Here is an 11,485-nt window from a genome sequence, read left to right on the forward strand (position 1 = left end):
CAGCGGTCGGGACGAATCGTCAGGAGCGTCCGTGCGTCTCGTCGTCGCTGAGTGTTCTGCCCGCTATTCCGGCCGTCTGACGGCCCATCTCCCGCTCGCGACACGGCTCCTCGTCGTCAAGGCCGACGGCTCGGTGCTGCTGCACTCGGACGGCGGGTCCTACAAGCCGCTGAACTGGATGAGTCCGCCCTGCACCATGTCCGTGGGCGAGCCCGACGACGAGGCGCGATCGCGCGGTGTCGTCGAGGTCTGGACGGTCCAGCACCGCAAGAGCGACGACCGGCTCGAGATCGAGCTGCACGCCACCCATCACGACTCCGCGCACGACCTCGGCGTCGACCCCGGCCTGATCAAGGACGGCGTGGAGGCTCATCTGCAGGAGATGCTCGCCGCGCAGATCGAACTTCTCGGCGACGGGCACACGCTCGTCCGTCGCGAGTACATGACGGCGATCGGACCGGTCGACATCCTGGCCAAGGACGGTGACGGTGGATCGGTCGCGGTGGAGATCAAGCGACGAGGCGACATCGACGGGGTCGAGCAGCTGACCCGCTACCTCGAGCTGATGAACCGCGACCCGCTGCTTGCTCCCGTGCGCGGTGTCTTTGCCGCCCAGGAGATCAAGCCCCAGGCACGCGTCCTGGCCACCGATCGCGGAATCTCCTGCCTGGTCCTGGACTATGACGCGATGCGCGGGGTCGACGACGTGGACTCGCGCCTCTTCTGAGTGTCCAGTCCGGGCCACGTGATGTGATCACACCGCGGGACGGGTTAGTGCGGAGTGCGTGCGAAGTGGGCACAATGGGGGTATGACCTCGCACACCGCGCCCGCTGACTCACCCGTCGACCTGCACGCCGTCCGTGGACGGGTCGTCACCCCGGACGCGGTGATCGACGACGGCGTCGTCGTGAGCGCCGACGGTCTCCTCGTCTTCGTCGGGAGCCACGGTGAGGCGGTCTCGTCCGGGTACTCCGCCGTGATGCCCGAGGCTCCGGCCGAGGGTGCGACCGTTCTTCCGGGTCTCGTGGACCTGCACGACCACGGCGGCGGAGGCGCGAGCTTCCCGGACGCGACGTCGGTCGACCAGGCGCGCGTCGCCAGCACCGAGCACCTGCGACACGGGACCACGAGCCTCGTCGCCTCGCTCGTGACCGCGGACCGCGACACCCTTCTCCAGCGGGTCGCGAACCTCGCGGACCTCGCCGACGCGGGGGACGTCGTCGGGATCCACCTCGAGGGGCCGTTCCTGTCCGAGGTGCGCTGTGGCGCGCAGAACCCGCACGACATGCTCGACGGTGACGCCGAGCTCGTGCGGGCGATCGCCGCGGCCGGTCGCGGGTACGTCCGGACGATGACCGTCGCGCCGGAGGTGCCCGGCGTCGACGGCCCCGGCGGCGCGATCGAGGCGCTGGTGGACAGTGGTGTGCTGCCGTCGGTCGGGCACACCGACGCGACCACGGAGCAGACGGAGGAGGCGATCCGGACGGCACTCGCCGCGATCGCACGGTCCCCCCTCGCCGAGGCAGGGTGCCGCCCGACGGCGACACACCTCTTCAACGGCATGCGTCCGCTCCACCACCGGGCGCCGGGCCCGATCGCCGCCTGTCTCGCCGCCGCCGCTCGCGGGGAGCTGGTCGTGGAGCTGATCAGCGACGGGACGCACGTCGCGCACGGTACCGCGCGCAGCGTGTTCGACATGGTGGGGTCGGACAACATCGTCCTGGTCACCGACGCGATGGCTGCTGCCGGCATGGCGGACGGGACGTACGAGCTCGGGCCGATGGCGGTGACGGTCGCCGACGGCGTCGCGCGACTGGCCGACGGCGGCTCGATCGCCGGTGGCACCTACCACCTGCTCGACGTCGTGCGAGAGACGGTCGTGGGCGCCGGGGTTCCTCTCGTCGACGCGGTGCGATCGGCCTCGACCACCCCGGCAGGTGTGATCGGGCGAGCAGACATCGGCGCGCTCGAGGTCGGACGGCGCGCGGACGTCGTCGTGACCGACGCCGATCTGCACCCGGTGCGGGTTCTGCGCAGCGGTGTCGACGTGCTGGACGTGCCGACCGCCTGATCCCGGGGCGCCCGCCTCGTGCGCACCGGTCGATCGCGTGTCCAGGCCTCGGTGGAGGCGGGCCGGGGTCGACCGTGTGTCCGCCCGCCGGTAGGATCGAATCGATTCGTGGAAACGCTCCCACACCCCCGGTGTAGGGCGTTCCGACCTTCGACGACGAGGACCAGCCATGAGTGAAACGACCCGCACGTTCCCCGACTCCTTCGTCTGGGGGTCGGCCACGGCGTCGTACCAGATCGAGGGGGCGGCCGACGAGGGCGGCCGTGGGCCGTCCATCTGGGACACCTTCTCGCACACGCCCGGCAAGACCCTGAACGGGGACACCGGTGACGTCGCGGACGACCACTATCACCGCTGGGCCGAGGACGTGCAGCACGTCGTCGACCTCGGGCTCGACGCGTACCGTCTCTCGATCGCGTGGCCCCGCGTCCAGCCCGGCGGGACCGGTGACTTCAACCCCGAGGGCATCGCCTTCTACTCGACGCTGATCGACGCGCTCGTCGAGGCGGGGGTCAAGCCGGTCGCGACGCTCTACCACTGGGACCTGCCGCAGGAGCTCGAGGACCGCGGGGGTTGGGCGAACCGCGAGACGGCCTTCGCCTTCGCCGCGTACGCGCGCCGCATGGCCGAGGAGCTCGGTGACCGTGTCGACGTTTGGACGACGCTCAACGAGCCCTGGTGCGCCGCGTACCTCGGCTACGGCTCGGGTGTGCACGCCCCGGGACGCACGGAGCCGGTCGCGGCTCTCGAGGCGGTCCACCACCTCAACCTGGCTCATGGACTCGCGTGCCGGGAGATCCGCGACGTGCTGGGGCAGCAGGCCCGGCTCTCGGTGACGCTGAACCTGCACGTCATCCGCCCCGAAGACCCCTCCTCCGCGGAGGATCAGGACGCGGTGCGCCGGATCGACGCGCTGGCGAACCGCGCGTTCCTCGCCCCGATGCTGGACGGCGTCTACCCGGCCGACCTCTTCGCCGACACGGCGCACGTCACGGACTGGAGCTTCGTCGCCGACGGCGACCTGGCCCTGATCAACCAGCCCCTCGACGTCCTGGGAGTCAACTACTACTCGACCGTCAAGGTCCGCCGGTACCGGGGTGACGGGGAACGTTCCGAGAACGACGGCCACGGCGCGGCCGAGGCGAGCCCGTGGATCGGTGTCGACGACGTCGAGTTCGTGGAGCAGCCCGGGCCGACGACGGCGATGGGCTGGAACATCGAGCCCGGCGGGCTGACCGAGCTCCTCGAGTCGGTCGCGGCCACCTACCCGGACCAGCCGATGATGGTCACGGAGAACGGTGCGGCCTTCGAGGACGAGGTCTCCGCGGACGGGCGTGTCCACGACCCGCGGCGGGTGGCCTACCTGCACGACCACGTCGAGGCCGTGGGGCGTGCCCTCGATGCGGGAGCCGACGTCCGGGGCTACTTCGCGTGGTCGCTCCTGGACAACTTCGAGTGGTCGTTCGGATATGACCGCCGCTTCGGGATCATCCGTGTGGACTACACGACGCAGGAGCGCACCTGGAAGGACTCCGCGCACTGGTATCGCACGCTCTGCACGACGCACGTCCTGCCGGCGGTCTCGGCGGTGGACCCGTCGGCGAGGTGACCACCGGGCACCACGGCCGGGCGGGTGATATTTCTCGCCCTCCGTGGGGCGCGTGGTTGCGTCCCGCCTCCGGGTGGGTGTCCAACCGGTCCTGACGTCGTCGCGCACACCCTGGGGACAGCTCTGTCCCCAGGGTGTGGACGAGCGGTCCGTTCCTCGCGGAATCGCCGACCTCGACGCTGCGAAACCCGGTGGACAACCCGGTGGAGGACCGCCTGTCGGTGGCTCGTGGCAGTCTGAATACTGCATCACGGGTGCAGATCCGGCGCGTTCGTGGTACACCCGAAACTGTGACCCAGACACGACATGTAGTGGCCGAGCAAGAGTCGACACACTAGGTATAGTGGTTACACACGCACGGAGCTGGGAAGCGCCGGCGGGTCACACAGACGTAGTTTCACCGGTGTTCTTCCAGGTCAACGGCCTTCAGGACCCGGTCGCCCACACCCGGAGATGAGGAGACGCTGATGAGTGTCACGGTCTACAGCAAGCCAGCATGCGTCCAGTGCGACGCGACATACCGAGCTCTCGACAAGAAGGGCGTGTCGTACGACGTCGTCGACATCAGCCAGGACGCCGAGGCGCTCGAGCTGGTGCGCGGCCTGGGCTACATGCAGGCGCCCGTCGTCATCGCGGGCGACACCCACTGGTCGGGTTTCCGCCCCGACCAGATCAGCGCACTCGCGGCGAAGGTCTCTGACGTCGTCGCCTGAGCACTGCCGCGTGCGGCAGTGAGTGGAGGTGGGGCATGAGTGCCCTGGTGTACTTCTCCAGCGTGTCGGACAACACGCACCGGTTCGTCCAACGCCTTGGTCTGCGCGAGAGCGGGACCGCGGTGCATCGCATCCCGCTGCGGCGTGGTGACGAGCCTCTGACGGTCGACGAGCCCTACGTGCTCGTCGTGCCGACGTACGGCGGCGGCAACGAGGGCGGCGCCGTGCCTCGGCAGGTCATCCAGTTCCTGAACGACAAGCACAACCGATCGTTGATCCGTGGCGTCATCGCCGCGGGCAACACCAACTTTGGTCAGGCGTACTGCAGAGCCGGCGACGTCGTCGCGGCCAAGTGCGGGGTTCCGTACCTGTACGCCTTCGAACTGCTCGGGACAAACGAGGACGTCATGCGCGTCCGCGATGGATTGGGACGATTTTGGCAGCAACAGTCACGGATTCCGGCATGAGTGCCGACGCCGCACCGACGGTGAACCTTGCAACCTCCGAGCTCGACTATCACGCGCTCAACGCGATGCTGAACCTGTACGGCCCGGACGGCGGCATCCAGTTCGACATGGACCGCCAGGCCGCGCACCAGTACTTCCGGCAGCACGTCAACCAGAACACCGTGTTCTTCCACGACCTCGACGAGAAGCTCGACTACCTCGTGGAGAACGAGTACTACGAGGCCGAGGTCCTGGAGAAGTACGACCGCGAGTTCGTCAAGACGCTCTTCCAGTTCGCGTACGGCAAGAAGTTCCGCTTCGAGACGTTCCTCGGCGCGTTCAAGTACTACACCAGCTACACGCTCAAGACGTTTGACGGCAAGCGCTACCTCGAGCGCTTCGAGGACCGTGTCTGCATGGTCGCGCTCACGCTCGCCGACGGCGACCAGCAGTTCGCTCTCGACGTCGTCGAGGAGATCATCGCCGGCCGGTTCCAGCCGGCTACCCCGACCTTCCTCAACGCCGGCAAGAAGCAGCGCGGCGAGCCCGTCTCCTGCTTCCTGCTGCGCATCGAGGACAACATGGAGTCGATCGCGCGCGGCATCAACTCGGCGCTGCAGCTCTCGAAGCGCGGCGGGGGAGTGGCGCTGCTGCTCAGCAACGTGCGCGAGCACGGGGCCCCGATCAAGAAGATCGAGAACCAGTCGTCCGGCGTCATCCCCGTGATGAAGCTGCTCGAGGACTCGTTCTCCTACGCCAACCAGCTGGGTGCGCGGCAGGGTGCGGGCGCGGTGTACCTCAACGCTCACCACCCGGACATCATGCGGTTCCTCGACACCAAGCGCGAGAACGCCGACGAGAAGATCCGCATCAAGACGCTGTCGCTCGGCGTCGTGATCCCGGACGTCACGTTCGAGCTCGCCAAGAAGAACGAGGACATGTACCTGTTCTCGCCGTACGACGTCGAGCGCGTCTACGGAGTGCCGTTCGCCGACATCTCGGTCACCGAGAAGTACGACGAGATGGTCGACGACGGTCGGATCCGCAAGACGAAGATCAACGCGCGCAAGTTCTTCCAGACGCTCGCCGAACTCCAGTTCGAGTCGGGCTACCCGTACATCATGTACGAGGACACGGTGAACCGGGCCAACCCGATCGCGGGCAAGGTCACGCACTCGAACCTCTGCTCGGAGATCCTCCAGGTCTCCACGCCGTCGACCTACAAGGACGACCTCTCCTACGACCACATCGGTCGCGACATCTCGTGCAACCTCGGCTCGCTCAACATCGCCAAGGCGATGGACTCGCCCGACCTCGCCAAGACGATCGACGTGTCGATCCGGGCGCTGACCGCCGTCTCGGACCAGACGAGCATCGACTCGGTGCCGTCGATCCGACGTGCGAACGACAACGGGCACGCGATCGGCCTGGGGCAGATGAACCTCCACGGGTTCCTCGCCCGCGAGCGGGTGCACTACGGCTCCGACGAGGGCATCGACTTCACGAACATCTACTTCTACACGGTCGCGTACCACGCGGTGGCGGCCTCGAACCGCCTCGCGATCGCGCGGGGACAGAAGTTCTACCGGTTCGAGGAGTCGACGTACGCGACGGGCGAGTACTTCGACAAGTACACCGAGCAGGAGTGGGTGCCCCAGAGCGACCGCGTCCGCGAGATCTTCGCGGACTCGGGCGTCCACATCCCGACGCAGGACGACTGGCGCGAGCTGAAGGCCTCGGTCCAGGAGCACGGTCTGTACAACCAGAACCTGCAGGCCGTCCCGCCGACGGGGTCGATCTCGTACATCAACAACTCGACGAGCTCGATCCACCCCGTCGCGTCCAAGATCGAGATCCGCAAGGAGGGCAAGATCGGGCGGGTCTACTACCCGGCGCCCTACCTGACGAACGACAACATCGAGTACTACGACGACGCGTACGAGATCGGCTGGAAGAAGATCATCGACACGTACGCCGCGGCGACGCAGCACGTCGACCAGGGTCTGAGCCTCACGCTGTTCTTCAAGGACACGGCGACGACGCGTGAGGTCAACCAGGCGCAGATCTACGCGTGGCGCCAGGGCATCAAGACCCTGTACTACATCCGCGTGCGTCAGCAGGCGCTCGAGGGCACCGAGGTGGAGAACTGCGTCAGCTGCATGCTCTGACCAGCGCGCCCACGTGCCGAGCCGGCACCGTCGTCCGTACCGCACTTGAGAGAAGGATTCGATGTCTCCCACCGGGAAGCTGAAGCTGATCGATCGCGTCTCCGCGATCAACTGGAACCGCCTGCAGGACGAGAAGGACCTCGAGGTCTGGGACCGTCTGGTCGGCAACTTCTGGGTACCCGAGAAGGTCCCGGTGTCCAACGACATCCCGTCGTGGCACACCTTGACCGACGAGGAGCGCACGGTCACGATGCGCGTCTTCACCGGCCTGACCCTGCTCGACACGATCCAGGGGACGGTCGGCGCCGTGAGCCTCATCCCGGACGCGATCACACCTCACGAGGAGGCCGTCTACACGAACATCGCGTTCATGGAGTCGGTGCACGCCAAGAGCTACTCCTCGATCTTCTCGACCCTCTGCTCGACGGAGGAGATCGACGAGGCGTTCCGCTGGTCGGAGGAGAACGAGAACCTCCAGCGCAAGGCCGAGATCGTCATGGAGTACTACAAGGGTGACGACCCCCTCAAGCGCAAGGTCGCGAGCACCCTGCTCGAGTCGTTCCTCTTCTACTCCGGCTTCTACATGCCGATGTACTGGTCGAGCCGGGCGAAGCTGACGAACACGGCGGACGTGATCCGGCTGATCATCCGCGACGAGGCCGTCCACGGGTACTACATCGGGTACAAGTTCCAGAAGGGCCTGGAGAAGCTTTCGCAGGAGCGCCAGGACGAGATCAAGGCGTACACCTTCGACCTCCTCTTCGAGCTCTACGAGAACGAGGTGCAGTACACCGAGGACCTCTACGACGGCATCGGCCTGACCGAGGACGTCAAGAAGTTCCTGCGCTACAACGCGAACAAGGCGCTGATGAACCTCGGCTACGAGGCGCTCTTCCCCAAGGACGAGGCCGACGTGAACCCGGCGATCCTCGCGGCGCTCAGCCCGAACGCGGACGAGAACCACGACTTCTTCTCGGGGTCCGGCTCGTCCTACGTCATCGGCAAGGCCGTCGGTACCGAGGACGACGACTGGGAGTTCTAGTCGCACACCGCTGACGGACGAAGGCCCCGGTTCTCACGAGAGAACCGGGGCCTTCGTCATGCCGTACGGAGGAGCGGTCAGTCGACCTCGCCGCCGAGCCCGGGCTGGACGGTGTCGATCGCGTCCTGGGGGCCGACGACGGTCCAGTTGGGGCCGACGAGCACGGTGTCGTCACCCTCGTAGGCGGCGGTCGTCGCGTCCTTGTCCTCCTGCGCACGGTAGAGGCTCAGCGTGACGTCGCCGCAGGTGCCCTCCTGCCAGGTGGTCTCGGGCAGGTCGGTCGCCTCGGTGAAGTCGTCGCACTCGAGACCGGCCTCGACGGCAGCGCCCTTGAAGTCGTCGATCGTGCGGTACTCGGTGTCCGCGATCAGGGGCGCCGACTCGGTGGCGGTCGTCGTCTCGTCGGCAGCTGCGTCCGTGGCGTCGTCGGTGGCACAGCCTGCGAGGACGAGGCCGACGGCGGCGGCAGCGATGGCGGTGCGGGCGGGGGTGATGCGCATGGGGATGGTCTCCGTCGCGTCGAGGTGGCCCGGGGGTGTCCGGGGAGGGTCTCGCGTCGACGACGGTGGCAACGCTGACATCCACGATACGCAGCACTCCGTGCGCGTCGAAATCGCGGCGCTGTGCTCTTCGCCTCAGTCGGCGGGTCGTGCCCGCGCGCCGGGGACGGGGGGTTCGGCGGACCAGGGGAACGTGATCCACAGGTCGGTCTCGCGCCACGAGAAGTCCGGCCGGACGATGGAGTGGGGCTTGGTGTAGATGACCGCACTACGCACCTCGGCGCCGTGCTCGGTGATCGTGCGCATCACCAGATCCAGCGTGCGGCCCGAGTCCGCGACGTCGTCCACCACGAGCACCCGTGAGTTCCGCAGATCGGTGGCGTCCATCGACGGCGCGAGCATGACGGGGTCCGGCAGCGTCTCGCCGACGTCCGTGTAGAACTCCACGTTCATGGTGCCGACCCCCTTGGTGCCCAGCGCATAGGCCATCGCACCCCCGGGGACGAGCCCGCCGCGAGCGATGGCGACGACGACGTCGGGGACGAACCCGCCGGCCACCACCTGCTCGGCGAGCTCGCGCACCGCGGCGCCGAAGGTCGGCCAGGTCAGGACTTCGCGCTCAGCACTCATACCCCGACACTACGACGGCGGGGCCCGACCTGTGTGGTCGAGCCCCGCCGTCGAGTCGAACTGGATCAGTAGGCGTCGAGGATGTCGACGACGAAGATCAGCGTCTCGTCCTGCAGCTCGTTGCCGTCGACGGCGCCGTAGGCCTGGGCCGGCGGGATGACCAGGAGAACCTGGCTGCCGACCGTCTGGCCGGACAGGCCCTCGGTCCACCCCTCGATGACACCGGTCAGTGCGAAGTCGGCAGGCTCGCCGCGCTCCCACGAGGAGTCGAAGGTTTCTCCGTCGAGGGTCCAGCCCGTGTAGTGCGCGGTGATGGACTGGTCGGCGGAGACCTCGGGCCCGTCGCCCTTGATGAGCGTCTGGACGACCATCTCGTCGGGGGCCTCGTATCCGTCCGGGATCTCGATGCTGGGGGAGCCGTCGTCGCCGAGGGTCACGGTCGGCAGGCCGTCCTCCGGCGTCACCGCCTCACCCTCGGCACGCTCGAGGCCGGAGGGCTCCGTCCCGGAGGAGAGCTCGATGACGCTGAGCGCCGTCGTGGCGTTGCCGTCGGCGTCCTGGCTCTGGTTCGCGAACGAGACGCGCGAGCCGACCGGGGTGCCGATGAACGTGTCGTTCAGGAGCTCGTAGGCGGGGTCGCCGAGGGTGAACGTCTCGGCGGTCTGGCCCTCGTCCCACGTGCCCTGGACGCGCTCGCCTCCCGTGCCGTCGTACAGGACGTAGTCCATCGTGACGCGCATGCCCTCCTCGAGCGGCTCACCGTCGCCCTCGACGGACACGACAGCCGTCGGGCCGGAGACCTCGAGGGGGGCGTCGAAGGCGACCTCGGGCTCGGAGCCGACGTCGCCCGAGACCTCGACGGCCTCGAGAGTCTTGACGTCGTCCTCGTTGGCGTTGACGAGGGAGTCGGTGCTCGCGCTCTCGGTCGCTGTGGCGTCGCCGTCGGCGTCGCCGTCGGACGAGCAGCCGCTCAGCACGAGCGCGGATCCGACGGCGAGTGCGGCCAGGCCGCGCATGGTGCGGTTCTTCACGGGAGTCCTTCGGAGTTGGGGAACGGCCCGATGGTCCAGCGTCGGTGCCGCGATGAGCCCACTGTAGCGCCGTGTGCTGGGCATTCGCTGAGTGGACCGTGGCACGATGGACCGATGCCGTCGTCACGCCGCTCACGTCGTCGCCCGTGGGGTGCAGAACACGTTCCCGTCGACCTCGACCGGGCGACCGGCGGGCGCCGGACGGAGTCCGGTCACGACGGCGAGTGGACCGTCCAACGCGTGCGCCGCTCCGAGAAGACCTACGTCTGTCCAGGATGCCGACAGGACGTCGCTCCGGGGACGGCGCACGTCGTCGCCTGGGCCAACGACTCGATGTTCGGGGCAGAGGCGGCGCTCGCCGACCGGCGCCACTGGCACACCGCCTGCTGGCAGGCGCGTGCGCGCCGCCGATAGCCGCCCGGACGGGCCGCGGCTGCTCTTGGCCGCATAGGATCGTGGTGATGAGCGACGACGACGTGACCACGATCCGATCCTTGACCGTGCTCCCCGCGCGCCGCGAGGACATCGAGCTCGACACGGCCGACGGGCTGCGCCTCGTCGGAGAGCTCGCGCTCCCTGCCGAACGCGAACCGGTTGCGACGCTCGTGACGCTGCACCCGCTCCCGACGCACGGCGGCTACATGGACTCGCACGTGTACCGCAAGGCCGCCTGGCGACTCCCGGCGCTGGCCGACCTCGCCGTCCTCCGCTTCAACACCCGCGGGACCTCGTCCCCGCGCGGCACCAGCGAGGGGGAGTTCGACGGCGGCGAGGCCGAACGGTTCGACGTCACCGCCGCGATCGAGTACGCCGAGTTCCACGACCTTCCCCGGCGCTGGCTCGTCGGCTGGTCCTTCGGCACCGAGCTGGCGCTCATGCACGGGACGGACCCGTCCGTCGAGGGCGCGATCCTCCTCTCGCCACCGCTGCACCGGGCCACCGACGCGGATCTCGACCGGTGGGCGGAGTTCGGCAAGCCTCTCGTCGTCCTCGTGCCCGAGCTGGACGACTACCTCCGTCCCGAGGAGGCCCGACGTCGTTTCGCCCGCGTGCCGCAGGCCGAGGTCATCGCCGTCGACGGGGCCAAGCATCTCTGGGTGGGTGAGCCGTCGGTCCGCCGCGTCCTCGACGAGATCGTGGCGCGCGTGGCCCCGGAGGTGGGCACACCCCTGCCGACCACGTGGTCCGGGGCGCAGGTGGACGCTGCCGACTCCGACACCGAGGCCACGGACCAGGCCGGCTACGACGCGTCACGGCGTTGACGCGGAAGGAGA

12 protein-coding genes are annotated in these 11,485 nt (G+C 68.3%); 9 read left to right on the forward strand and 3 right to left on the reverse strand.

The window, feature by feature from the left end; genetic code table 11:
- The first annotated feature begins 31 nt into the window (after positions 1 to 31).
- From nucS to nrdF, 7 genes are all read left to right on the forward strand, one after another.
- On the forward strand, positions 32 to 727 hold the full coding sequence (nucS, locus tag Q343_RS0108725; protein WP_029253199.1) for an endonuclease NucS: 696 nt from the start codon (positions 32 to 34) through the stop codon (positions 725 to 727).
- 82 nt (positions 728 to 809) lie between these two features.
- A complete protein-coding gene (locus tag Q343_RS0108730; protein ID WP_029253200.1) occupies positions 810 to 2,072 on the forward strand; it encodes an N-acetylglucosamine-6-phosphate deacetylase in 1,263 nt (420 codons plus the stop codon).
- 169 nt (positions 2,073 to 2,241) lie between these two features.
- Positions 2,242 to 3,681, forward strand: a complete 1,440-nt coding sequence (locus Q343_RS0108735) for a GH1 family beta-glucosidase (RefSeq protein WP_029253201.1) — start codon at positions 2,242 to 2,244, stop codon at positions 3,679 to 3,681.
- Between the two features lie 467 nt (positions 3,682 to 4,148).
- Positions 4,149 to 4,394 carry a glutaredoxin-like protein NrdH gene (gene nrdH, locus Q343_RS0108740; protein WP_029253202.1) on the forward strand — a complete coding sequence of 82 codons (246 nt, stop codon included), beginning with the start codon at positions 4,149 to 4,151 and terminating at the stop codon, positions 4,392 to 4,394.
- 35 nt (positions 4,395 to 4,429) lie between these two features.
- Positions 4,430 to 4,861, forward strand: a complete 432-nt coding sequence (gene nrdI, locus Q343_RS0108745) for a class Ib ribonucleoside-diphosphate reductase assembly flavoprotein NrdI (RefSeq protein ID WP_029253203.1) — start codon at positions 4,430 to 4,432, stop codon at positions 4,859 to 4,861.
- Positions 4,858 to 7,008: a class 1b ribonucleoside-diphosphate reductase subunit alpha gene (nrdE, locus tag Q343_RS0108750; RefSeq protein WP_029253204.1), complete on the forward strand. Its 2,151-nt coding sequence runs from the start codon at positions 4,858 to 4,860 to the stop codon at positions 7,006 to 7,008. Before nrdI ends, nrdE begins: the two co-directional genes overlap by 4 nt.
- 61 nt (positions 7,009 to 7,069) lie before the next feature.
- Positions 7,070 to 8,050 carry a class 1b ribonucleoside-diphosphate reductase subunit beta gene (gene nrdF / locus Q343_RS0108755; RefSeq protein WP_029253205.1) on the forward strand — a complete coding sequence of 327 codons (981 nt, stop codon included), beginning with the start codon at positions 7,070 to 7,072 and terminating at the stop codon, positions 8,048 to 8,050.
- A gap of 77 nt (positions 8,051 to 8,127) precedes the next feature.
- Here the strand turns inward: nrdF and Q343_RS0108760 are convergent, their stop codons facing one another.
- The 3 genes from Q343_RS0108760 to Q343_RS0108770 form a co-directional block, all read right to left on the reverse strand.
- A complete protein-coding gene (locus Q343_RS0108760) occupies positions 8,128 to 8,550 on the reverse strand; it encodes a hypothetical protein (protein WP_029253206.1) in 423 nt (140 codons plus the stop codon).
- A 135-nt stretch (positions 8,551 to 8,685) separates the two neighbouring features.
- Positions 8,686 to 9,180 carry a phosphoribosyltransferase gene (locus Q343_RS0108765; RefSeq protein ID WP_029253207.1) on the reverse strand — a complete coding sequence of 165 codons (495 nt, stop codon included), beginning with the start codon at positions 9,178 to 9,180 and terminating at the stop codon, positions 8,686 to 8,688.
- A gap of 65 nt (positions 9,181 to 9,245) precedes the next feature.
- On the reverse strand, positions 9,246 to 10,211 hold the full coding sequence (locus tag Q343_RS0108770; RefSeq protein ID WP_052367030.1) for an FKBP-type peptidyl-prolyl cis-trans isomerase: 966 nt from the start codon (positions 10,209 to 10,211) through the stop codon (positions 9,246 to 9,248).
- A 114-nt stretch (positions 10,212 to 10,325) separates the two neighbouring features.
- Here Q343_RS0108770 and Q343_RS0108775 point away from each other — a divergent pair, with 114 nt between their 5' ends.
- Positions 10,326 to 10,625: a hypothetical protein gene (locus tag Q343_RS0108775; RefSeq protein WP_029253209.1), complete on the forward strand. Its 300-nt coding sequence runs from the start codon at positions 10,326 to 10,328 to the stop codon at positions 10,623 to 10,625.
- 47 nt (positions 10,626 to 10,672) lie between these two features.
- Positions 10,673 to 11,473, forward strand: a complete 801-nt coding sequence (locus tag Q343_RS0108780; RefSeq protein ID WP_052367031.1) for an alpha/beta hydrolase — start codon at positions 10,673 to 10,675, stop codon at positions 11,471 to 11,473.
- Positions 11,474 to 11,485: the final 12 nt, after the last annotated feature.

Origin of the sequence: Paraoerskovia marina DSM 21750, assembly GCF_000701465.1 — a bacterium.
Classification (GTDB): Bacteria; Actinomycetota; Actinomycetes; order Actinomycetales; family Cellulomonadaceae; genus Paraoerskovia; species Paraoerskovia marina.